We start from the raw sequence: 25,362 nt of genomic DNA, 5'->3' as shown, positions 1-25,362 counted from the left end.
ATACTAAATAAGTAACCATCGAAAAATGGCAGACCAGGCTTTACCTGCTCAAATACCGCATCAAAAATGCACGGGAGAAGAAAACCCCGTCAAAAAAGCCCACGAACAAACCATCAGAAAATAAAGCCCCTGGATTAACAAAGCGCAAGCAAAATGCTGTTGCTAAACCTAGGCTAAAAAAGCAATAAGCTCAATCCAGTCTGTACTACACCATATTACCACGAATCCGCCAATCCCATCACTAATATGATTGCAGGGCTAATAGCATATGCATTCTTACCAAAGAAACCATCCATCAATTTTCAAAGAGCTAAACCAGACCAAATTTTTGCATTCTGATTAATCGAGCTCAGGTTAATATGTATCGCTCAGCTTCTAATTTGCTATCGTTCGCCCACTCTTGTGCCTTAAAATAAAGGATTTCATGTACAGATGGCTATATTGGCATCAAACCTTAACACAAAAAAACTATGATTAGCATTACACCAAAAAGTATTTTGATAGAAATACCAGGGTTATACGACCCAGATGAAATTGACATTATCCGGGGGAAGCTTATAGAGGCTCTCGAGATTGCTATCTCAACTAAAGAGCGGGAACACGATAATTTCAGCCGGCTATTCGGTTTGCTAAAGGCGATCTGTCCCAGCCAGAATGAATAGATTCAGAATTGTATAGTTTCAGGAGACAGGGCGGCAGATCTGGCAAATACGTAAAAGCAGTAGTTCTGAAACTGCCAGCCCAGCATAAAAAACAGGACTCCTCTGTTAAAATCAGGCTGGCTACAATCTTTGTCCTATCTGTAGTTTCTGTTGCCACATCTCTGTTTTTAATGACAAGCTATTTCAGTACAAGACAGTCAGCAAAATCAAAAAATCCTTTCCGTTCTGAGGTGGATTTTGATTTAGCCTGATGATCATGTTACACAGGAATTTTGCTACAAACAGGACAAGAAATCCTGAAAGTATAATTCCCAATATATAAGGTTTTGATCGATTAGTTTTATCCATAGTTATATTGATTTACCTGATGCTATACCGATTCCTTTTCTCCCCGCATCATCGCAGCAATACGCTCAACAATAATCTCTTTTAACTTTTTCACGTAGTGCTCGATCATATTAAGCATCGTTCCATTCTCAACGCCAAAACGCTCTAACTTTAATGAATTAGGGTAGTTTCAAATATTGAAACTTACGGGATTTGGATAAAAGTCTTATTTTATTAAATCGCTTATAGCTACCTGCTCCATGGAAACTGCATAACGGCCACCAAGTACCAATATTTCTCTCTCCCAATCATATATTTTGATCTTCGTATCTACTTGGGACGATAATTCATACAACTCAAAAACTTGTTTGAGACTAAAATTCTTGAATAGATCTGAAGGAACTTCTGAAATATTGTCATTTGTATAGCCTTTAAACATAGGCTCGGACACGAAGTCGTTATACACATCTGTCCAATTCATACGTCTTTTGAGGATATTTCTTTTCAACGCCTCTAATTCTTGTACGGACTTCTGGTCTGCAGATTTTTCAAGTTCGAATAACTTATTCTTTATCGTTGATATGCCAATCCTTTTGATATTATTCTGGTTGATATGATAGTAGTTTGCAATATATTTAATGTTGTTATCTGCATATAGAATATTAATATCAACCGTGTACATCAACGCTTTTGATATCAGTCCCGCATAACTGACCCTTCCATTTGGCTGTTGTTGTACCTCATTTCCAAGCCCCCCACAGTCAATGACCAGCATTCTTTTTTTATCCAGGGATACCCGATCAAGATGGAGCAACTCCAATAATGTTGCATAGCCCAGGTTATCCACGGCTCCGCCATCAATCACCCTGATAACAGAATCAGTATTCTTTATGCTCAGCTTAAGCATAGGCAGCACGCCCGGAAAAGCTGCACTTCCAGAGATGGCATAGCTTAATGGGAAACCGTAACCCTTATTGATCTCAAATTGTTTCTTAGGGAGTAATGAGCCATTTATTCTCAGTGCATTGATAATATGTGGCATAAACGGAAGTCGCTCACCATTATTATAAATTGTACCATTTGTAACAAAAATAGGAAACCTTACCTTCTTATCCGAAGATTCAACCGGGATAAAAAAATCACTTAAAAACATTGTGTCAATAGGTTTATCCTCAAGATCTGGCTTCCCCAACTGCAATAATTCATGGTCGATCATAGAGGGATAAGATTTAAATATAGCATTCCTTTCATATCCTGGTAATTTGGCTATTGTAATTGCACTTGCCCCCTTAAATAAAAACTCCTGAAAGCGTTTCTTTCTGGCATCCGATTTCCAGTAGTCAAAGTAAGAAGGGTACTTGTCCAGAATATTGTTTTTTTTCAGGGTCAAATAGTACCCAGCGGCAAAACCACCGCCCGATACAGTAGAAAAATAATCAACCTCGTTTAAAAAACTGCTTTGGTCTTTTTTAATCTCATCAAGGGCAATCAGAACGCCTGTTCCGAAATACTGTGCCCGGGAGCCGCCACCTGAGATGGCTACTCCCAAGGCTAAACTGCTTGCTTGGCCTTCCCTTTCTTGAGGAGATTTGTAAAGTTTGGTCTCAATTGCAGGTATAGGCTTATACCTGGTATTGGAATTAATGACTATCTTATTGTTTACACATGAACTAAGGAAATTCATTGCCATGGCTACCAACATTAGAAGCAGCATGTTTTTGTTCTGGAAAATTGATTTTTTGAGAGACATTACGGGAATGATTAAGGTGAATTATTTATTTTATGACATTTATTCTCTTTTGGTTAAATTATGGGATACGTGAAGAAGCCTATCAAACTTAACGTTAATACAATTAATAAACAACTGAAAATCAGCTGAAAACACACAAAAAGCATACAACACAAAAATAAACTTCTCCCATGTCAGGGACAGACGCTGCATCCTTTTGGAACAAAAGATAAAGCAATGTAGTTGTTTTTTTCATGAGTCCTGTATGCGGTTTACTATGGTTCTACCACGAAGTTATTCCTAAAAGTGTTGCCAGAAAATACCCACTACTAGGTATATTAATGGCAAACAGAGAGTTAGGAATACGGGGATTCAATTAATAAACTATAATATATTGCACTAGCCCAAATTTTTTACAAATTGCAATGATAAATCACAGAACGAAAAAAGTTCTAGCCATTTGAATTCTCGATTTGAACATTTTATTCCCTACGCCTTTGTTTCACATGATTTAATCTGGAACCTGATCCCGGCCGATCCATCTTTTAACAGCCCGAAGAATGACAGGCTTCCAAGGATTGAAGATTACTTCGATGGGTTTTATAACCTATAGAAAACCGCAATTATCGTTATGGGTGAACACTATCCGAAAGAACCCATAATGGATGAATACCTGAGTATGTTTCCAAATACCAATGCGCACCAATTGCCTGAAATGGATTTAAGAGGAAGGTTTTTAGAAAATATTCAGCCGCTGCTTACCATCGCGAACAATAATGGTTTTGAATACATGAGTAAGTTTCTGCTGTAGCAGCCTAGCTAAAACACAACACTACGTTTTTCCGGAATGGATCCACCTAATTCGCAGTATATATCGGCAGAAAAAACCAGGTTCAGATCAGCATCCGTCTCACTGATCTGCCAAATTACTTTTGAGCAAGGCTTTTTCCAAGTTGTGAATACACTCAGGTTACGCAAAGCGCCATTTCATGCTGCAAAATTAGCATAGCAAACAAATTAAAAATTCCCAACAACCCAACCGGCCAGTCAAAGACTGGAATTTAAAATCATACGATATCGGACGCAAGCTGGAGTCTAAGGAAATGGATGAATCAACCTCCACCATCAGAGATAAATATTAAATCGCCTTAGTGTAAAAACTGCTCAAATACAAGGCAAATCGCAGGTAGCAAACTTACACTCATCTGGAAAACCATCGCTGCACACATCCTGTAATAAAATCTTAATCCAAAGCGCGCGAGCGGTTGCAGCGGCATCCTCCCGCAGGGAGATACAGCGGAAGAGGCGACCCTTCAGGGGCACGCCAAAAGAAAAAAGTTAATCAATAATTCCAGAAAATAAAAAACAACCTTAGCGGCAGAAACCAACCTACCCCCATACGCACAATTTATCTCCTATCCTCAATGTTAAAGCCCAAGTTATAAACAAAATACCCAATCCTTAACCTCAACACCAACAGCTCATTAGCCCAAGTTGTAAGCAATCTCTCCACATCAGTTGATTTTGCTAATATTTTTAGTAATTTTGATCCATAAACCAACAGGGTTATGATTAGAGAACTAGAGATACCAAAAAACAATCTGCTTGATACACTGGACAACCCAGCTCGTGTTTCAGGTTTTATATCTCCTGCAGAGGACTACAAACAGCGAAGATTACATATCGCACAGAGGATTGTTGGCGATCCAACCAACACCTATTACTTCGAGTCCGATGACGATCACATGCGCTACTTTGGCATTATGAAAGGGAGCATCATTGTAGTTGATAAATCCATCAAAGTAAGCTCAGGCATGCTGATCGTATGCTGCGTGGAAGATGAATGGCTCACCCGTAAACTCCTTATAAACGGAGACAATACCTACCTGTGCATCAATGATGGTATGGAAGCCTGCATGAACATCACCGGTAAAAACATCACCGTATTTGGCGCCGTTACCTGGACCTGCCTACCCCATTCAAAGCAGCACCATGTTCGCACTGGCAGACTGTAATAACTTCTATGCAAGCTGCCACCGGTTGTTTGAACCCCAATACAATAACGTTCCTGTCATTGTACTGAGCAATAACGATGGCTGTGTGATCGCCCGTAGCAACGAAGCGAAAGCCTGTGGCATTGCCATGGGTGCACCATTCTTTAAGATTAGGGAAGAAATCAAAAGGCACAACATCGCCGTATTTAGCAGCCACTATACCCTATATGGCGATATCAGCTCAAGGGTAATGACCAACCTGGCCAGGTTTACTCCTGATGTGGAAGTCTATAGCATCGATGAATGTTTCTTAGGCTTAAGTGGCTTTGAAAACCTGAAAGATTATGGCAAGACGATCAGAGAGACCGTTATGAATAACACAGGCATCCCGATCAGCGTAGGAATTGCCCCAACAAAAGTGCTGGCAAAAGTTGCAAATAAAACATCAAAGAAACACAACGGAGTAATGGTACTGGAAACAGAACAGCAGATCCATGATGCACTGGCACATTACCCTATTGAGGATTTATGGGGGATTGGCAGACAGTTTGCGCATAAACTTATCAAAGTTGGCATTGAAACCGCTGCACAGTTCAGGGCCTTGCCCATTGACTGGGTGCAAACCCATATGACAATTGTCGGGGTTAGGATGTGGCGGGAGCTCTGGGGCGAAAGCTGCATCCCATTAAAAACAATACTCGATCCCAAAAAAGGGATGTGTACCAGCAGGGCATTCGGCAAGCTTACAGGCGACTATCATGAACTAAAGGAAGCAACATCCAATTATGCTGCAAGACTCGCAGGCAAGCTTCGCAGGGAGCAATTATGCACCACCGTTTTATCGGTTAAAATCTTGACAAACAAGTTTATTGCTGAAGAATTGCAAGCTTATCCTTCAATCACCATACCACTTGAACACCCTGTAAACAATACCCTCGACTTGATAAACACAGCACTTTGGGGACTAAAGAAAATTTACCTAAGGGGTTATCTTTACCAAAAGGTCGAAGTAAACGCAACAGGGCTGATACCAGAATCAGAAGTACAGCTGAACATCTTTAGTGCGTTCAAGGGCAAAAAGTATGATCAGGTTTCCAAAGTGCTGGATCAACTCAACTTACATTACGGGGCAGGAACACTGCGAATGGCCGGCGAGGGTAAGGACCAAAAGTGGTCAATGAAGCGCGAGTTCTTGCGTCCCCACTATACTACAAACTGGAACGATATTATTAAAGTAAAATGAAAGAACTACTAGCACTTATTAAAAGATATTTACTCAAGGAAGCATCTACCCTAAACCAAATTAACGACCAGCCAAAACCCAAACGCAGGAAGAAGTAAAACCAACTGGCTATCAGGCTTGTTATAGCTTTTAAAAGCCCAATATGTGCGCCAGATATACATTAACTGCCGAGGAAAAAGAAATACTTAAAACCCATCCACACCAGATCCAGGGAGAGTGGGCACCTAATTACAACCTCGCCATTACACAAAAGGGACTAGTCATCACAGCAGATGAACCAGACATCATCCAGCAAATGTCATTTGGTATTGTACCCTACTTCGCTGAGAGTTTAAAACTCACCCGTGACACCTGGAACATTAAAAGTGAAACGGCAATGGAAAGCAAATTGTGGCGTCCACTTCTTATCAACCATAAAACCTGTTTGGTAATGGCTGATGGTTTTTATGAATGGAAAAAAGATGCTAAGGGTGAACAACAACCCTACCGCTTCACTGTAAAAGACAGAAAGCTGTTTTGCTTTGCAGGCTTATGGTCACAATGGGTGGATCCTGAAACAAAAGAGAAATTCCGAACTTATGGCATATTGACTACCGAGGCAAATCCAATGGTTGCAGAAATCCATTCCAAAAAACGTATGCCAGTGATCTTGACTAAAGCTGAAGAAGAGATATGGTTGAGCAAAACACTAGCACTTGATACCAAAATGACTGTGCTGGATACCTTTTCCCAAGAACTGATGAATATGGTTAAGGTGAGCAAGCGTGTAAATGCTGTTTCAACTTTGAAGAAACCGAACAACGACTCGGATTTGTTGCTTCCTTTGAACACTGATGATGATGTCTAACCTATGTTTAAAATGCACATTTTCTTTTCACATCTGTTTCATTAACCCCTTTATTATAAAAATGTTCAATGAGTGGATAAACCGCAGAGGGTTGATCCCATCTCGCCGGAAATTAGATTTGAATTAAATTTAATTTTCTTGTCATTATGGATTTGGCGATATGGGGTCAAATAAATTGGTTTTTCCAATCTTACCCTCTTTTCTTAAAAAAAACGTGTTGGCCGCATATTCGCGAAATGCAGCCTGACCAGAAGTTCATCAAGACGATCATTGAGAGTAGGTTCAATACGATTAATAGTTCCTTAAGCCAAAGTGAAGAGCTAGATAACAAAAACTTAATATACACAATATTTGATATATTCTATTTTAGCCTCATAAACCAAATCAAATGAACACAATGCAATTTCGAACGGCTATTTTAATAGCCTGCCTACTCCTCACAGGACTCTCGTGTAAGAAAAAAAGTAATAACCCTGTTAACGACTTACCACCGCTAACCACAACTGGCGCCAATACTTTCGGATGCCTTGTTAATGGTCAGGCATTTTTACCAAAAGCCGCTGGCGTCAGTGGTAGGGAACCGCTAAATTTCTCCTATGAAATGATAAATAATAAAACTTCCCTTATTATCAATGTTGAAAACAGTGGATCAAAGGGCTCTGCTTATATCCGTTTATTCATTAATGCAGCAATACTTAAACAGGGAGAAGATTATACGTTGGCTAGTGGCTATCCTTTAGACGATAGTCCTAATGGACATTATAATTACAGAGGCCTTCAAGAGTCTTACGGTACTGATTACAATACAAATAACCTGGTGAAAGGAAAACTGCACTTAACGTATTTTGATGAGAAGATTGCTTCGGGAACATTTTCGTTCGATGCAGTAAGTGAAGCAGGAGAAAAAGTGAAGATCACGGAAGGAAGATTCGATATTAAACTGTAAAAATTTTTAACCTATGATAAAAAAACGTTCTCAGGGGAATCCTCATTTCCCTTTTTTCGCTTGCCACATTCTTTGAAAAAGCGCAGGCATAGGAAATCAACACTTCATTTTCAGAAGCGATCGCTCAGGCTTTCGGAACGCTTGAAACTAACCGTACGCCGCATGGCTTACTGTATGATATAGCATTTTAACAGGTAAATCACAACGGTAGTTTTATTGCAGACAGTACCTTTGTGGATATTAAAGAGTTATATGGCATACACCAGACGCTACGCTCAATGCGGTTTGGAAACTCCGCGCCAGCCTTCATGAAAGAAGAAGATATTGACACACTCGCTTTTTCTGTAAGGAAACCTGGTAAGATTCTTTTATGCGGACTATTTTACCATTATACTAAATTAATGGAAGATGCACTGAGCAATAACCTGATAACAGTAAGCAACAATGCCCTATACGATCGTTATATCAACGAAAACTGGCAAAACCCTTATGAAGTTTCATCTGCATTTGCCATAAGTTCCTTTACTGACAATTACGTGGGTCTCCATCAACAGATAGTGCTTCCGACCAACCTTTTTTTCGGAAATCAGGCGGAAGCAATCAGCAGTATGGAGATAGATTCCATCAATAGTGGTTCTTCGTCACTTTTAGCGGAACACCCAGTTTGAGGGTAACAGATCAACCTTACGATTTAATTGAAGTCTTTCCAAAAATACATGGCACGAGAGACACCGTGTAACTGTAAACCCTTTCTGTAAAGTATTATAAGCTTTCTGTAACGAAAATCAGCCGTGCATTTGATTTCCGATGCGTTAGAATCTATTTTTATACCCCCTGAAAACCTTGTAATACCAATGGACAAAAACATTATAGAACTTTTCACAAAATTTATAGAGAATAGACAGACATTTGACGAAAGACTTAGAGTTATTGCCCTTCTTGAGCTAGGAGAAAATATGGAAGAGTGGAAGATAGTAGTTACTAATATGCATGATATAGCTAGCGAAGGTACTTTGAGAACAGGAATGACTCAGAATACCTTTAAAAAGATATCCGAAAGGATTAAACGCAGAAAGATCAAAAGCCTCCCATAATCAAGACATCACTTTAGCCAACATTAGCAATTCTATTTAATCCTTTTTGTCACTAATTAATGAATTGAAACATTAAGAAATAGCCACTCCTATTAAAGCTAAAAAAATCGCCGAATTAGCTCCGCCTAAATTAACAGCCAAAAACTTACACATAAGTAGTTTTAACAGCTAATTATATCTTATAAAAAATACAATAATATAAACTATTAATATGTCAATTTATTTTAATCAATAAATACACTATTAATCAGTATTTTATTACAAAAAATTTCTTTTGACTTAAATAATAATTAGATTAGGGGAATATTATCAGAATAAAATTTCAATTTATGCTCTTTACAAGGTTTTGTGGGCTACCTACCCTTTGTCAAAATATGTGAAAGCCGCTCTTGACATTAAATATGCGGACGAGGAAAGACCGAAAATCGAAAGAGTAGGTCGAAATTCTAAATTAAATTCTGTATGAAAAATTTCCTTATCGCAAGTGCATTGCTTCTAACGACCACTGTAGCAATGGCTTCAAATACCGGCAACGGCCTTAAAAAATCAGAAAAAAACACTTCTAAACAACTAGTTAAAGCAAAAAGCAAGCTTAACCTTGGTACATGTGTAGCTACTTATACTGCATATGACGCCAACACAGGGTCTGCCCTTTATTCGTGGACAGAAACCTATCCTGCAAGTGACGCTGCCGATTGTGCCATGCAAGTGAGAATTCGTGTATGGGCACTTAATAATCCAGCCTAAAGATTAAAAATCATACGGTATACTATAAATACCGTATGATTTTTAATGTTATTAAACAGATCTTTATTACATGAAACTAAAAATAATTAAAACGATAGTTCTATTTCTGATACTTAGCAATTGGGCAGTTGCACAAACAATTCCTGCAATTATGGTTGAGTATCAAAAAAAATATACAGGCTTTGTTGGTACTGAGATGCTTTATGCACAAAAGGACCATGCCTGGTATGTGATACAGCCTAAAAAAGTAAACCAAGCTGGCACCACCAAAATAGATGAAAAGGATGATATGCATGGCATTATAACTTTTAAAACAGATGACATAAAACCTGCTAAATATTTCCAAAAAATTGATAACCCTACCATGTACTACGAGGCATATATTGAAAACAAGCCTTATCTGGTTACTGATAGTGTGCCCGAAATGCAATGGCAACTAATACCGGGGCAAACCAGACAAATTGGTAACTATACCTGCAACAAAGCCGAATTACAATTTAGGGGAACCACTATGGTAGCTTATTACGCTCCGGATCTGCCGATATCGTTTGGCCCGTTAAAATTTAAAGGCCTACCAGGGGTGATATTAGAACTTTACGCTAAAGATCATCCAGAGTTTGGCTGGTTGGCATCGAAAATCAGTTACCCATATACACAACCTAATACATACACTTTCAACGATAAAGACGAAAAAATTTCTATCAAAAATTATGTTGCCCTTTTAGATAAACAAAGCAAAACTAAATTTAATGTTATAATGTCGAGGGCACCTAAAGGAACCCAGTTTTCAAACATTAAAATTTACAGGCCCGGAATAGAGCAAGTTTTTGAATGGGAGAAATAAAAATCAGGTTTTTTTCCTTCTTGTATTTTACTCTTGTTGGCATGACCTGTTTTGGCCAGTATATAATTAGCGGCGCCATTAAGGATAGCACCGCAACAGGCATTGGTTATGTCAGTGTTACATTACTTAACCCCACAGATAGATCTGTCTTAGCTTACAAAAATGCTGATGCTAAAGGCATGTATAGCATCGGGATTAAAAAAACCGGCCTATATATACTGGCTTTTTCAGATATGCAATATCAAACGAAAGAACTGTCTGTTGAACTAAATGGGGTTGAAAAGCTTTATAAAATTGATGTAACCTTATTTGGTAAATCCCGTATGCTTAATGATGTTATTGTAACCGCCACAAAAACGCCTATTACAATAAAGAAAGACACAATAGTATATGACGTCAATTCCTTTAAACAAGGAAACGAAAGAGTAATTGAAGACTTACTGCGTAAACTTCCTGGAATAAATATTGACGATGACGGCAACATTACCGCAAACGGCAAAACAGTTGAAAAGGTAATGGTAGAAGGAGATGACTTCTTTGAAAGAGGGTACAAAGTACTTACCAAAAACATGCCTATACAGCCTGTTGAAAAGGTAGAATTGCTACAACATTACTCGGCGAATAAACTTTTAAAAAATATCGAACAAAGCGATAAAGTTGCTTTAAATTTAAAGCTTAAAGATGCTGCAAAAAGCACATGGTTTGGTAATATTGAAGCTGGGTTAGCTCCTGCTAAAACTATGCTTTATGACACCAGGATTAATCTCATGAATTTTGGAAAAAAAACTAAATACTACTTTTTGACAGCCTTTAATAACATAGGCTATGACGCAACCGGGGATGTCAGTTTACTGACCAGACCAACTATTGGCGAGCAAAATTATTTAAACGGTGATGAAAGTATACAACCGGCCATGATAAGTGATTTTACAGCACTTAGTTTCAAGAAAGACCGGTTTAATTTTAACCAAAACAAGCTGTTAACGGTAAACGCTATCCACAACCCTGTTAAAAATTTGAAGATAAAAACACAGGGCTTTTTTAATTGGGATAAAAACAGTTTATTTCAAAGCACAATCGAAAAATATCAGTTACCCGGCGCGTCTTTTACAAACACTACAGATTTTTTCAGAATAAAGAATCCATTTACGGGCTTTGGTAAAATCAATATCGATTATGAACTAACTTCGCTAAAATCCCTCAATATGGTAACAAGCTATAATTATGGCACTACCGATAATAACAGTGATCTTGTTTTTAACAATATACAGAGGCCAGAATCATTATATGATAACAACAAACGATTTGATCACCATATACTTTTTACAAATAGACTCTCGGACAAGGATGTTGTTCTGATATCAGAAAATATAACAATTGAGCAACTGCCCCAAAAATATAAATCAAGTAACTTCATGTTTGCCGAATTATTTCCTAACGAAATAAACGCCAATAATATAAGCCAAAACATTAACAACACAATGGGTTTTTATGGCGCTAATGCTACCTGGTTGCATAGAACAAAAAGAAACGATCTGTTTATGTTGGTTGCAGGTGATAAATTCAGGATAGATAACTTTAAATCTGTTTTTAACATAAATGAAAATAACACCACGTTAAATATACCATCTGGATATCAAAACGACATGAGATTCACAACTAACACCGTGTTTTTAAATGGTAGTTTTGGATTAACAGTAAAGAATTTTACCGTTACCCCAAAAATTGATCTGCTTCACATCCATAACACCTTAACCACATCCTCTTTATCAAAAGAGAATAATCTTACACTTGTAAACCCACAAGTTGGGATAAAATGGGAAATTAACAAAATCAATAAGCTGCTCGCTCAGTACAGTTATAATACGACCAGCAATAAGCTGCCCGATGTTTACGATAACTACTTACTTACAGATTACCGTAGTTTTTCGAAAGGAGTAGGTCAAATTGATCCGCTTAGTACAAGTACTTACTCATTATCCTATGTTCTAGGTAATTATTTAGACCGGTTTTTTGCCAATACATTTGTGGTCTACACCAATTATGCCGATTACTACGCTAACAAGATTTTTGTAACCCAAAACTATTCCTTGGCAGACAGGATATTGTTGCATGGTAAAAAATCACTTAACGTGCATACCGATGTAAATCTATTTATTGACAAGCTAACCTCTAATTTTAAACTCACCTTAGGATATAATACCAATGATTATCAAGATATTGTAAACACCTCCAATCTTAGAAATGTAAAAACAAACAATTATCTTTTAGGCGCCGAGGTCCGCTCAAGTTTTAAAGGTATTTTTAACTTCAATACAGGTTGGAAGTATAATAAAAATACTTTTGTTACAACTGTAAAGGTAAGTGCTGATAACAGCTACTATTTTTTTGACGCGCTTTTTAATGTCAACAAAAAGTTAAACTTCCAGGCTTCCCAAGAGCTATATCATTTTGGGGGACTTGCCGGAAAAACCGATTACCATTTCTTAGATATTACGGGCGGATATAACGTGATAAATAATAAGCTGGGCCTGTCAATTACAGGAAAAAACCTCCTTAATACAAAAACTTTTGTAAGTTATTCCGTCACAGATATTGGCTCATCTACTGTATCGTACCGCTTATTGCCGCGTTATATTTTACTTAAAGCAGCTTATACGTTTTAAGGTACGCTAAACCTAGTTTGCTTTTCTACTTACTAAAATACTGCTTATTGTTAGTAATAGCATTCATCCCCAATTTACACCACCTCAAATGTTCAAATACCTCTACAAATATCGTAGATTTATTTAGGGGATGTAACACACCTAAAAAATGCAGCGTTATCTACCAAAAGCGACTAACTATCCTTGGGTGGAATGGCTAATGTTCTCTTAGTGAAGATACTATACTTAAAAAGACTAATTTTTCAATTCTTTATGGAACTTTGTGTAATACTGATGAAGTTCCCGAATACCTATTCTCCAATTCAAGCCCTTTGAATCTAGCGGATAGAACCCTATCGCCTTGGCAAAGCCCGCGCTATCTTCATTACAGCATTCGAGTTCTATAAATTCATATTTGTGCGTTATTGCTAGATTGAGGAGAAACCTCATTAAATGTTTACCCTTCCCGTTACGAGTCTTAGCAAAACCAATTCTTGCTATTATAATAGTAGCATGTTTCCTGATATCACCTTGCTCAAAGAACCGAAGATAAAGATCAACCCTTTTTTGCCTAGCGTAGATCAAATTTTCATTTAACCCGAAAACAGCAAAAGGCCGTTTATAATTAAACTCTTTCAGCAGGTAATTATTAACATCATTTAATATTACGGAATATTTCATTAAGTATATTGAAACTAAGTTTTTTTGTAAATAAAATTTCTTTGCCCCTGTGATTGCTCTTAAAATAAAATCTGTTTTAGCAATCCGGTAGGCCACACTGTCAAATTTATGTTCAATAGCAAGATTCATTTTCAATTGCTCATTCTGTTCTGCTATTAGTGGAAAGTCACGCAATCAGTCCCTAAAATAAATTCTATCTCATATATTCCAAAGAAGGAGGCTAAAAATCCCTCCTCCTTCTAACACCATAGGCTTCCGACAGCTTGGTAAAAACTAAAAAATTGAAATGACGAATTAAAAATTAAACCATTATTTCACCGGTAAAATCTTAAATTATTAAAAATCACGCAACAATTTTATGTGAATGACCATTTTTTTATGCGAACTACCTGTACCGCTATGCGAAAGACTTCTGAAGCAGCCATATATTGCTAATTAAAAATACAATTCTTATTTTAGCCATATACCTAGCCGGAACTATTTTGTTATGGAATTAAAATGCGTAATCATCGATGATGAACACTACATACTCACCCAAATAGAGGAACTGATATTAATGACTCCAGGAGTCATCCACGAAAAAAGTTTCGATAATGCTTATAACGCTTTGACCTATTTACATGATCAAAAACATGTTGACATCGTCTTTTTAGATATTGAAATGCCACAGATCAATGGCATTGAAGCCGCAAAACTGCTTCGGGCCTACTGTGATTTTTTAGTATTCGTTACAGGCCATGCGGAATACGGAGCGGAAAGTTTTGAAATCGGTGTAGATGGTTATCTACTTAAACCAGTAAGCGAAGTTAAATTTATTCAACAGGTTCAGCGCCTTCTGGAAACAAAATCGAATGAACCATCCACTAAAAATCCCGACAACTTCTTACTGGTGAAGGGAGGCGCAAAGCATAAATATATCAGCATACAGCTCGAGAAGATTTTATACATCAAATCAATGTCCAACTATATACAGATTTTTTTGGCTGATGAAGAACATATAAGCTATCATACATTGAAGCATGTAGAAGAAGCTATCCGGGAGCGGACTGAATTTTTGAGAATCAACAGGTCTGAAATTATATCTTTTAATCACGTCAAGCAGGTTGATGGATACCAAATCCTGCTCAACAACGGAAAAAGATTTGTGGTTAGCAGAAGTTATAAAAATAAATTTGACGCATTTTTGCGCGGCCGCTTACCTGGTCCGGGGATCAGATAGGCTAAACAGGTATTTGGAAATAAATTCGCAAAAGGATCAGAAAATATCTTAAAGTAAAATAGGTTTACAGTTTTTGAAATAAATTTATTTCAAAAACGAATGAACATACTCTATAATTATAACGCGAAAACGACAAGTAAAAACCAGGATGAGTCAAAAACCCTCTATGCTTATCCTTTGCCGATAAAAATAGCGGGCCATCTGCCAGACGAGCATAAAAACTTAAATGCAAATTATCGCTTTATATACCGTGCTTAAATATTTTTAGGAACTGTCACGATTTATTATCTGATTTTAGTAATTTCCTGAAGTACTTTGATTAGTTTTCCCTGCTCATTAAGTTGCCCTTGCTGTTCAATAAGGTGAAGGGTAAGCTCTTCTATTTTTTTTAACAGTAATTTATTCATTTCGCCTAAAGCAACACCATGCTCATTTACTTCTTTAGCTGTTGGTATTTCGGGAAGGTGTTTATTCGTTTTTATGTAACGTTCCAATTCTTCCAAATTCTCAACTTTATACCCTTCTTCAAAAATATAATCGGGCCAATTTTGGGCATCTACTTTAATTTCGTGTGCTCTTATTTTACCGTTAACCGACAAGGTTTCGCGTGGAGTTGATGTTCCTAAACCAATGTTCCCAGCCTCATCTGTCATCATCAACGGAATAATTTGCAGTGAATTACCCATGTCTGTCCCATCGGGTACTGTGCGCTGGGTTATTATATTTATATAATGTTCGGCAATACCGTTACCAAAAGTAAAAGAAGTAACTGCAAATGATGCGTAATCATTAGGATTGGGTACAATATAGAAATCAATATTGTCCCCGTTCTGATATGCCTTTAATGATATCCTACCCTTCGAATAACTACCTAAACTTGTTTGTTTAACACTTAATCCTCCCCTGTTTGAAATATAATAGCTCGTTTCACCATTTGAATCAGAAAAAAAACTTCCCCCAAAAATCTTAACGATTATTTTTTGCGAGTTTCCTCCAGAGCTGTTTTCCATTATTAAACTCCCAACATAAACATATTTAGAGCCAGGCAGGGTAATCACCTGCACTGGCATTTGAGCGTTCGACAACAGGTAATAAAAAACGCTAATAATTAATAGTATTATTCTTTTCATACTTTATTTTTTATTCAATAGATATTCCTTTAACTCTAGGTAATCTTTTTTCAATCCGTCGATTTGTACCTGCTGGTTTTTAATTAAAGAAGCAGCGTTTTTCAACTCTTTATCTTTCTCAATCAAGTGTAAAGTAAGCTCCTCTACTTTTTGTAGTAATTTAATGTTCAACTCACCCAAGTTTACTCCCTTTTCTACCATTTGTTTAGCCGTAGGGATTTCCGGCAGGTGTTTGTTGGTTTTTACAAATTTTTCGAGTTCAGCCAGATCAGGGAGTCGGTAACCTGGTTCGAATACAAAATCGGCTCCCGAACTGGCAGAAACTTTTATTTCACGTGCACCAATAGTACCTGCCACAGTAAGCTTTTCTTGTGGATTAAGCGTACCAATGCCAATCTGCCCGTTGAGATCCAAAAACATAGCAGTCTGGTATTCGAGCGCTTCATAATTACTTTTACTTTTGGCATATTGAAACTGTAAACCTGGCCCACCGTTATCAATGTTTGTCATCAATTTTATTCCATATGAATTATCTACAGAATTATGATTTACCATTTCCAAAGCCGTGTTTCCATTACCTAACTGCCCAAGCTGAACCCTTTCGAAATTATAGACTCCTGGAATAATCATCTGTTTTGATTGATATGCACTTTTAAAATCCCCTATTTGGAGTAGAGCGGTCGGATTAGCAGTACCTATACCAACATTTCCATTATCCATCAATGTGAATTTATTTGCACACATGCCTCCGTTACAGCCCGGTACATCATAAGCCCAAAACTGCAAACTATTGCCATAGCCACCGCCCATATTATAGATTTTCCAGGAACTAGCTGTACCATTTGTAGTTTTGGCAGGATTATCAATTTGGATTGTACCTCCAATATTCTGATCTGCTATTGTACTGATTAAAGCCCCATTAATTATAGCATTGCCCCTTACATCTAATTTTTGTTGTGGTTCTAAAGTCCCGATACCAATATTATCGGCGTAATTGATAAAAAAATTAGTTTTATTACTTGAACTATTATACAAACCAAATCCCAAATTATTAGAATACAAACTATTATAGTTTACACTGTCTAATTTACGCATCAGGATTTCTGTCGAATTCACCCCATTGCTTCGCAGGTCAATAAATTGTTTAATGGTTTGCTGTGCCTGTAATGAAGCTGAAAGTGATAGTGAGATTGCTAATAAAATGGTTTTCTTCATTTCTATATGTGTTTTTATTAAGGCTTCCTATTTAATCGATTGATCTCGGTTTGTTGCGCATCTACCTTCTTATTTAATTCGATGAGATGCAATGTTAATTCTTCCAACTTCTGCAATAATTTAATATTCAGTTCACCCAGGTTTACACCATTATCTACCATTTGTTTAGCCGTTGGGATTTCTGGCAGGTGTTTATTGGTTTTTACAAATTTTTCGAGTTCGGCTAAATCAGGTAGTTGGTAATCAGTTTCGAATACAAAATCGGCACCTGTATTGGTAGAAACTTTTATTTCACGTGTGCCAATAGTACCTGCCACGGTAAGTTTTTCCTGTGGATTGGCTGTTCCAATACCGATATTACCATCAGCTTTTATTGCCATCGAAAGTTTTCCTGCATAAACCTGATCCTCTGTCACCGATGCGGGTGTATTGGTATAAAAGACAATGCTACCCTGATTAGGCTGATTGTTGCCTGGAATTAGAATGGAAGCGCCAGACAAGCTTGGATGTGTTCTGGCGATTTTTAAATCATCGCTACCATAAAAAAATAGGTTAGAAGAAATGAGTACCGAACCATGGTTGTTCGAACTAAAGTTAGCATAATTCTTTGTACTTGTAGCGGCATTTGGTTGACCAAAAGCCGTATTAAAGCTATTTAGATTACCCATTATATCCAATTTTGCTGTTGGCACATCCATACCGATACCCACGTTACCATTCGACAGAATAGAAAACCTCCTTGATCCCCCGAGGTATGCAGTCAGGTAATCGTCGCTGCCTTCTAAAACAGCTGCCTGATTTGCGCCCTGAAAAGCTATTGAAGGAACATTGGTAGAACCTTTTTTTAATGTTAAGGTGACCCCCGGGGAGCCATTAATAATCGCCGCACCATTTACATCTAACATGGCATTGGGAGTTGTTGTGCCTATTCCTACATTACCACCTGTAAAATAACTATTGCCAGCGATATTCAAATATACTTTCTTTTCTCCCTGTTGACTGACTACAAAACCATGGGATTCTGCTCCTTGATTAGTCATCCATTCTAGATCCCCATCTGAAGATGAATATAGTTTTTTATCTGAAGAATTGTTATCAAATCCTATCCCTCCACCTTTTATTGTAAATTTCTGATCTGGATGATCCGTTCCGATCCCAACATTCCCTCCATTAATGTAATGGTTTCCAGCACCAGTAATCATAAGTTTACCGGATGATTGTACATCATTTTTAGAATCTAATAATGTCATCCAATCAGACCATGCATTTTGCGCATAGAAGGCTTCCCTATATCTGATTTTAGAATTATCCCAGCCTCCAAAGTAAAGCTGACCGGTTTGATGGCCAACTAAACCATAAATTTCCATTACCGTTCCAAAAGAAGTAGGGCCACCATTATTATAATTATCCCATAATTTAATCGACATGGGGTTTATACTTGTTCTTGGTGCGGCTGAAAAATTAATATTTTGGTGTGAAAAGGTTACTTGTTCTTCTTGTGCAAATAGGTAACCTGAAAATATAAGGTTGATTAAGAGGGTTAATTTAAACTTCATCTTTATAGTTTGATTAGTTAGTTTCTAATGTTAATAATTTGCTTTTTGTTTCCTGGGTTTAGGTTTTTGCTGCTCAAGGAGTTCTACTCTTTTAATAAGTCTATTGATTTTTTTATCCCTTTCAATCAAATACAAAGTAAGTTCTTCAACCTTTTGCAGCAATTTTGTATTGAGTTCACCCAACCCTACCCCGCTTTCTGACATCTGTTTAGCGGTAGGCATTTCGGGTAGGTGTTTCTCTTGTCTGACAAATGCTTCAACTTCCTTAAGCGGCCGTAACCTATAGTCATTTTCGAAAACAAAATCTGCTCCATCGGTATTTACCACAATTTCGTTTACTCGTGCTTTACCATTCACATCGAGCTTGTATGAAGAATTGGATTGGGTAATTTTCCCAACCACCAGATTACCGTTTCTGTTAATGTGCATGGTCGATCCCAATGTTGACCCTGAAGGATAAAAATTTATTCCGGCATTAATACTTGAAGCAATTGCGGGTACATCAGGTCCATAATCACCTCCCCAGGTCAGGTTGTACCCATCAGGCATATTAATATTCCCGTTAACATCAAGTTTTGCAAGGGGCGTTGTTGTACCGATGCCAACATTACCATTATCACCGATAACAAATTTTGGCCCCATGACAGAAGTATCATAGTTGTAACTCCAAAACTGTAGCGAGTTACCATATGACCCAGTCATATTATATAAAGCCCAACGGTACGCTAAGTTATCGACATTTTTTTTAACAGGATTTACAAGTATTAGCGCTCCTCCTTCATTTGAACTCGCACTCGAGGAAATATTGCCCTCAACCGATAGTTTCTCAACTGGTTGATTCGTACCTATCCCCACATAACCATTACCATTCCAGATGCCATTACCAGCAAAATTAACGTCTCCTTTGAAACGGTTCTTATATGGAATTTCAATAGTTTTCACCCCTGTCAAAGGCTCGTCTACAGCTGTCCATCCTTCAAACCAACTCGAAATTTCACTTAAACCTTGAGCGAAAGCACTCACTGTAAAACGTTGGTAATAACTTTTGTCATCAATAAATATAACCACCTTCCCATTTTCTGCTGATAAATATACCCTTGGTGTGTAAGCGCCTGCAGAAGACATTGCTGGATAAAGAAAATAATAATTAGATGGATCACTAAAATCGTTCCCGCCTGAGTAGATATAGTAGATTATTGATAAATTAATAGGTTCACTGGCGCCATAATTATAGCCCGTAATAGTAATAGTAGGCATATAACTGGCCGGTGTAAATGGCAAATTGGTTTTAATTTTGACGCCATGCAGAGGCAAACTATTAAATGAGTAATTAAGGATATTGTTGTAATTCTGGGCAAGCACGATATTCGAAGCCAATACAATTAAAATTGTGTAGAGATATTTCATGAGTGTGTTTTGAAATCAGGAATAAACGAATGTAAAACGATACAAAATAGCTGTTTTTAATAAACCGACCTAGATCCGCGTCATGCAGAAACAGCCGATTCATCAATGATTTCGGGAGATTCGTCAAACAAAAAACTGTTTCTGTACAACAGGGTATAAAACTGCCAACTTTTCGCGCATAATTTATTCACTTTTGCGGTGATGGCTTAAGTATTCACGGAAGCAAATCATACCAATATAAAAACAGAAGAAACCAAATTTGATTGGTTATCTCAAACTTATTAAATGCAGCCAGATCAATAAAATAAACTATGATAAAAAGATATAAAATCTTATTGTTTAGCATGCTTTTAGCTAATGTTGTAAAAGCACAGAGCACCTTCCCTCCTGATGGCGGCAATGTTGGTATTGGGACGCTTAATCCAGACAGCAAATTACAAGTAATTGGTGATATACACAGCACCGGAATGATCGGCACTAATGGGGCTTACTATAATATCCTTAAAATCCCTGCACTGCAATCCTCGCCAGCCTATTTTTATATGGATACCAATATACCTGCAACCGATAAACCTGCGCCGCAGATACAGATTACAGGTTATATGTACGCAAGTGGAAATAATACGTATGGGAGTGGCAACAAAGCCATGAAAGTGACCCTAGGCTGGTATTACTATCAGAATAACTTTTATTGGACACAATATCAAAGCGATTTAGGTTATAACAAACCGGACAGAATCAGACTTGGAAAATATGAGAAAAACGGTGCAGCCTATATTCGAATAGAAATTGCGACTAATTCTGTGTATTGGGCCAATTATACGATATCTGCAACTGATCGAGATGACTTTTTGGGTTATTATTCGGGCTGGACTTATGGCCTAGGAGAAATGCCAGCCAATACCACTCAAATGACAGAGGTTGTACAGCAAAAAGAGGTGATAATTGACGGTAACTTAGGCTTGGGAACTGCAACACCAGAAGGCAAACTTGATGTAAGAGGTGTCGGTTATTTCAATAATACTGCCGGACAAAATTATACTGCTATAGCAGTAGGTGCTTCGGGTAGTGCTTATGGAACGGTTGGTTATGGTTACCGTTTTACTCCAAACAGCGATGTTTACACTTATGCCAGTACCGATTTTTCATCACAGATATTTTTTATTCAGGGTGGAATGCGGTTTAGGACAGCCCCCAGTGGTTATTTAGGAAACAATGTGCCATTTACTGATGCAATGACACTTTCACAGAATGGCAACCTGGGAATTGGAACAACGTCCCCCTCTTCGCCACTGCACGTAACAGGTGGTATCCCTATGACTTCTGGCTGGAATAAAACAGTTGTACTAGAAGCCAATTATCCCGTACAGATTTTCAATAGTGCATCCAGTAAATATGGTGGGATTGGCTATGACCGCGATAATGGGATGTACTTATGGGTGAATGGACAAAGTGCTGATGTAAGTGGTTCAGGAACACTTGCTTTAGTTATTGATAATTACGGAAACATGACTGTTGGCAGGGGCGTTCCTGCTAGTAATACAGCATACAGGCTAAATGTACAGGGAAGGGCCAGGGTAAATGAAATTGTGGTGAATACAACGGGTGCCGACTTTGTATTCGAAAAAAATTACAGCCTGTGTTCTTTACCAGAGCTCGAAAAGTTCATCAAAACCAACAAACACCTCCCAGAAATCGCAAATGCAAAAACAATGCAGACACAAGGTATGGGTGTAGGCGATCTGCAAACCAAACTCCTGCAAAAAGTAGAAGAATTAACGCTATATGTTATCGAACTGAACAAGCAAAATATGAAACAGGAAAAGAAGATCAACCAGTTAACTTCAGCACTTAAAAAAGTGGCAATAAAGCATAAAAACAAATAGCTATAAAACAACCCTATCCTGCAAGTTTCCATTTTATTAAAAACGCAAAAGATACGATCTGTAAAAAGTCTGTTGACCAATTATTTAATAATCAATATTTTTACGGACTAACGCTCAATACTATTCTATGTTAATACGCATACTGCTGTTTCTGGTTTTCTTTGCCTTTATTGCTGAAGTGCTGGCACAGGCGCCTGTTAACGACGATATTAAAACAGCAAGTCCGCTTAAAAACGTTATGGTTTATTGCTCTGACGATGCAGCCTTTACAAGTATCAATGCCACTGCGAGCGGGTATAAAAAGGGAAGTTTGTGGAGCAGCGAAGGGAAAGACATCTGGTTCAGTTTTACAGCAATAGGTACCGATATTACCGCTACAGTAACTGGTCAGGCAGCCGGTAACAGCAACACATTGATTAGCCCCTCAATTGCCTTTTATACTTACAAGGACAATATACTTACCGAGCAGATTGGTGCTATGACAACAGGAGGCAACCTTACCACAGCTTATAAAGGAGGCCTGATGATCGGGGAAATCTATTACATCCGCATCAGTGCTGAGAATAACGCCACCGGAAGCTTTAAACTTTGTGTAAACAGTTATAATCCACCTAATAAACCCGGGCAAGATTTCTCATCGGCATCACTTTTATGCAATAAAGACAGTTTTACCGAACTTAAAGTGACTGGCGCTGGTGTCAATAACCGTGAGGCAACCGGCACCTGTTTAAGCCTCGAATCGAACAGCGCATGGTACACCTGGATAGCAGCCAATAATGGCACTTTAGGCTTTACTATTACCCCCACTGCCGTTACCGATGACATTGATTGGGTATTATTTGATCTCGGGCCTACCACAGCACCTGCCACGCCATCATCGGCCAATTCTATCCGCTGTGCGGCAGGCAGTGGTGTAGATTGTAATCCAGGGTATTACATTACTGGTGCCAACAGTAGCTCGATAGACCTTACTGAACAAGGGGGGTGCTCACCAAACCAGGATGGTTTTGTTAAGGCTATTGATATGATCGAAGGACATCAATATGCCTTGCTCATTGACAATTTTTCGAACAACAACAATGGTTTTACGTTGGCCTTTGACGGGGATGGAGAATTTTCAGGGCCTAAATCAGCCATCGATGCTAAAACCGTGGATGCTTGCCTCAGTACACAAAAATTTATATTTATAGCTAATGCCAGTAACTACAGCAGCTTAAAATGGAGTTTTGGTGAAGGTGCCAGCATCGCAAATGCCAGCACAACCGGTCCTTTCGAAATTACGTACAGCACTACGGGCAGCAAAACGGTAATCCTCGAGGCCTTTTCGCTAAAGAATTGCCGCACAGTAAGCAGTTATACTTTTGATATGGCATTGAAACCCGATAAACCTGTTATCTCTGCAAATAGAACCAATTTTTGTTTTGGCAGTACCATGGAACTGAACATACCAGAAGTTCAGGATGCAACATACCAATGGTCGGGGCCGGCCAATTTTAGTGCCTCAACCGCGGCCATCAGCGTACCGATAAGTAGTTTTGCCCAGGCGGGCGATTATATGGTGACCGTAAAAGTAGGTGATTGTTATAGCGAAGTGGCAACAATTAATATTCCCACCATTGTTAGAAACCCCGTAGCAAATTTCCAGACAGATCCTATTGTGCCCGGTAAGTTTGCAGCCCCGGTGCCCATTACTTTTTTAAACCATTCACGTGATGCAGATTATTTTGAATGGAATTTTGGTGACGATGAAACCTCTAACGATTACCAGCCCACGCATATTTACCAGAAAAAAGGAAACTATACGGTAACGCTTAAGGCTTTTACCAACAATGGCTGTGTAGATATATTTACGCTCAATAACCTAGTGGTCCTGGACGGCACAACATTACAAATTCCAAATTCCTTTTCGCCCAACGGAGATGGCATTAATGACCTGCTGAATATTAACGTAAGCAATTTAAAAAGATTCAACTTTAAAATCTTTAACCGTTATGGTGACGAAGTTTTTTTGACCACCAATATATTTGATTCCTGGGATGGAACCTGGCGCAATAAACCTGTACCGGTAGGCGCTTATTATTATGTATTGAACGGAACAGATGTTTTTAATAAGGAGGTCCGTTTTACCGGATCGATCACCTTGATCAGGTAACTACCATTGGCGTTGTGGGCACACCACTTTATAAACGTTATTGAGCAGTAAACCCAGTACAATTTCATGGCTCCCTTTACTGGCTTGGTTGAGCACACTAGTGGTCACATCGTAACTATAGCTAAGGTTAACCAGATGGCTGATATTAAAGCCGGCCATCATGTTTAACGCATCATGCTTTCTATAGCCTGCCCCGATCCAGATGCGGTCTTTAAAACCCATTTTCACATTTACATCTACCGATAATGGAACATTGGGCACATATTTAAATAATAACGAAGGGGTAACATTCAAATCTTCGGACACGTAAAACTTATAACCACTATTTAGAAATACATGAGGAACCTGTTTGCCTGTATTATACTGTTCATCGCCTGAAAAACTTAGCTTTTGTGGCAAAACCTGCTGAACGGAAAGTCCTGTAAAAAAACTAGCGCCGTATAACCATGCACCTACCGAAAGATCGGGTAAAAGCCTGGCATTAGCGGCATTGTTTAAAGCAGGATCGCGTGGATTTTCGAGCAAAAGCGCATTCACATCTATGGCCATGCGGGTTATCCCTCCTGCTGCACCTAATGAAAAGTTAAGCTGCTTGTTTAGTTGCAAATGATAGGCATAACTGATATCAAAAGTAGTAGTTGATAATTGGCCTGCTTTATCTGATACGGCTACAAAGCCCAATCCATGGTGCGCCGGAGAAGCGGTATAGTTTTGGGTGTAGCTCCTGGAGCGGGGATTGTTACCATCGGTTTCGAAAGATAAAGCATTAGCCCACAAGTATTCATCGCCCAGTGCCCAATGTGCCGATATAAATGCAGTTTTAGGTGCATCCTGCAGCCCAGCCCATTGTTGTCTATAACCTACTTTCACATCCGTATAATTTTCGATACCACTTAATGCAGGATTTAGCAGGTAACTGTTGAGCAGGTATTGGGTATATTGCGGCTGTTGCTGCGCATTAAGCCCTAAGGCAATACATAACAATAACAGGGAGAGCCAATTCTTCATTACCAGTTTTTATTTACCATTTGGTTGCTG

21 protein-coding genes are annotated in these 25,362 nt (G+C 38.3%); 14 read left to right on the top strand and 7 right to left on the bottom strand.

What is annotated here, in order from left to right:
* Window positions 1-1,215 precede the first annotated feature (1,215 nt).
* Complete coding sequence (locus tag R2R28_RS05550) at window positions 1,216-2,739, bottom strand: patatin-like phospholipase family protein (RefSeq protein WP_316824715.1); 1,524 nt, start codon at window positions 2,737-2,739, stop codon at window positions 1,216-1,218.
* Between the two features lie 439 nt (window positions 2,740-3,178).
* Between R2R28_RS05550 and R2R28_RS29125 the strand changes: the two genes are divergently transcribed.
* From R2R28_RS29125 to R2R28_RS05500, 11 genes are all read left to right on the top strand, one after another.
* Window positions 3,179-3,331, top strand: coding sequence for an HNH endonuclease domain-containing protein (locus R2R28_RS29125; protein ID WP_410479158.1), 153 nt, complete (start codon window positions 3,179-3,181; stop codon window positions 3,329-3,331).
* Window positions 3,332-3,349: 18 nt separating this feature from the next.
* Window positions 3,350-3,529 (top strand): hypothetical protein, encoded by a 180-nt coding sequence (locus R2R28_RS05545; protein WP_316824714.1) that lies wholly within the window; start codon window positions 3,350-3,352, stop codon window positions 3,527-3,529.
* A gap of 757 nt (window positions 3,530-4,286) precedes the next feature.
* A complete protein-coding gene (locus R2R28_RS05540) occupies window positions 4,287-4,733 on the top strand; it encodes a LexA family protein (RefSeq protein WP_316824713.1) in 447 nt (148 codons plus the stop codon).
* The gene (locus R2R28_RS05535) at window positions 4,711-5,955 is read left to right on the top strand and encodes a Y-family DNA polymerase (RefSeq protein ID WP_316824712.1); all 1,245 of its coding nucleotides are present in this window, start codon (window positions 4,711-4,713) and stop codon (window positions 5,953-5,955) included. The genes R2R28_RS05540 and R2R28_RS05535 overlap by 23 nt, the downstream gene beginning before the upstream one ends.
* A 142-nt stretch (window positions 5,956-6,097) precedes the next feature.
* Window positions 6,098-6,802, top strand: a complete 705-nt coding sequence (locus R2R28_RS05530; RefSeq protein ID WP_316824711.1) for an SOS response-associated peptidase — start codon at window positions 6,098-6,100, stop codon at window positions 6,800-6,802.
* A 388-nt stretch (window positions 6,803-7,190) separates the two neighbouring features.
* On the top strand, window positions 7,191-7,748 hold the full coding sequence (locus R2R28_RS05525) for a hypothetical protein (RefSeq protein ID WP_316824710.1): 558 nt from the start codon (window positions 7,191-7,193) through the stop codon (window positions 7,746-7,748).
* Between the two features lie 278 nt (window positions 7,749-8,026).
* Window positions 8,027-8,416, top strand: a complete 390-nt coding sequence (locus tag R2R28_RS05520) for a hypothetical protein (RefSeq protein WP_316824709.1) — start codon at window positions 8,027-8,029, stop codon at window positions 8,414-8,416.
* Window positions 8,417-8,602: 186 nt separating this feature from the next.
* Window positions 8,603-8,842 carry a hypothetical protein gene (locus R2R28_RS05515; RefSeq protein ID WP_316824708.1) on the top strand — a complete coding sequence of 80 codons (240 nt, stop codon included), beginning with the start codon at window positions 8,603-8,605 and terminating at the stop codon, window positions 8,840-8,842.
* A gap of 462 nt (window positions 8,843-9,304) precedes the next feature.
* Window positions 9,305-9,589: a hypothetical protein gene (locus R2R28_RS05510; RefSeq protein WP_316824707.1), complete on the top strand. Its 285-nt coding sequence runs from the start codon at window positions 9,305-9,307 to the stop codon at window positions 9,587-9,589.
* Window positions 9,590-9,659: 70 nt separating this feature from the next.
* Window positions 9,660-10,433 carry a GLPGLI family protein gene (locus R2R28_RS05505; protein WP_316824706.1) on the top strand — a complete coding sequence of 258 codons (774 nt, stop codon included), beginning with the start codon at window positions 9,660-9,662 and terminating at the stop codon, window positions 10,431-10,433.
* A gap of 41 nt (window positions 10,434-10,474) precedes the next feature.
* Complete coding sequence (locus tag R2R28_RS05500) at window positions 10,475-13,099, top strand: hypothetical protein (RefSeq protein WP_316824705.1); 2,625 nt, start codon at window positions 10,475-10,477, stop codon at window positions 13,097-13,099.
* 234 nt (window positions 13,100-13,333) lie between these two features.
* Here the strand turns inward: R2R28_RS05500 and R2R28_RS05495 are convergent, their stop codons facing one another.
* On the bottom strand, window positions 13,334-13,888 hold the full coding sequence (locus R2R28_RS05495; protein ID WP_316824704.1) for a hypothetical protein: 555 nt from the start codon (window positions 13,886-13,888) through the stop codon (window positions 13,334-13,336).
* Between the two features lie 358 nt (window positions 13,889-14,246).
* Here R2R28_RS05495 and R2R28_RS05490 point away from each other — a divergent pair, with 358 nt between their 5' ends.
* A complete protein-coding gene (locus R2R28_RS05490; RefSeq protein WP_316824703.1) occupies window positions 14,247-14,978 on the top strand; it encodes a LytTR family DNA-binding domain-containing protein in 732 nt (243 codons plus the stop codon).
* A 284-nt stretch (window positions 14,979-15,262) separates the two neighbouring features.
* Here R2R28_RS05490 and R2R28_RS05485 read toward each other — a convergent pair whose 3' ends face one another.
* From R2R28_RS05485 to R2R28_RS05470, 4 genes are read right to left on the bottom strand one after another with little or no spacing between them, the layout of a single operon-like run.
* Window positions 15,263-16,108, bottom strand: a complete 846-nt coding sequence (locus R2R28_RS05485; protein ID WP_316824702.1) for a hypothetical protein — start codon at window positions 16,106-16,108, stop codon at window positions 15,263-15,265.
* Window positions 16,109-16,111: 3 nt separating this feature from the next.
* On the bottom strand, window positions 16,112-17,323 hold the full coding sequence (locus tag R2R28_RS05480; RefSeq protein ID WP_316824701.1) for a hypothetical protein: 1,212 nt from the start codon (window positions 17,321-17,323) through the stop codon (window positions 16,112-16,114).
* 17 nt (window positions 17,324-17,340) lie between these two features.
* On the bottom strand, window positions 17,341-18,879 hold the full coding sequence (locus R2R28_RS05475) for a hypothetical protein (RefSeq protein WP_316824700.1): 1,539 nt from the start codon (window positions 18,877-18,879) through the stop codon (window positions 17,341-17,343).
* 30 nt (window positions 18,880-18,909) lie between these two features.
* Window positions 18,910-20,286 (bottom strand): hypothetical protein, encoded by a 1,377-nt coding sequence (locus tag R2R28_RS05470; protein WP_316824699.1) that lies wholly within the window; start codon window positions 20,284-20,286, stop codon window positions 18,910-18,912.
* 311 nt (window positions 20,287-20,597) lie between these two features.
* Here R2R28_RS05470 and R2R28_RS05465 point away from each other — a divergent pair, with 311 nt between their 5' ends.
* Window positions 20,598-22,172 (top strand): hypothetical protein, encoded by a 1,575-nt coding sequence (locus R2R28_RS05465; protein WP_316824698.1) that lies wholly within the window; start codon window positions 20,598-20,600, stop codon window positions 22,170-22,172.
* Between the two features lie 127 nt (window positions 22,173-22,299).
* Complete coding sequence (locus R2R28_RS05460; RefSeq protein WP_316824697.1) at window positions 22,300-24,324, top strand: gliding motility-associated C-terminal domain-containing protein; 2,025 nt, start codon at window positions 22,300-22,302, stop codon at window positions 24,322-24,324.
* Here the strand turns inward: R2R28_RS05460 and R2R28_RS05455 are convergent, their stop codons facing one another.
* Window positions 24,325-25,332: a type IX secretion system membrane protein PorP/SprF gene (locus R2R28_RS05455; protein ID WP_316824696.1), complete on the bottom strand. Its 1,008-nt coding sequence runs from the start codon at window positions 25,330-25,332 to the stop codon at window positions 24,325-24,327.
* Window positions 25,333-25,362 lie beyond the last annotated feature (30 nt).

Origin of the sequence: Pedobacter miscanthi (assembly GCF_032678605.1) — a bacterium.
GTDB classification, from domain to species: domain Bacteria; phylum Bacteroidota; class Bacteroidia; order Sphingobacteriales; family Sphingobacteriaceae; genus Pedobacter; species Pedobacter miscanthi_A.
The sequence above is the reverse complement of the archived record's forward strand: the minus strand, read 5'-3'. Positions and strand labels throughout refer to the sequence as shown.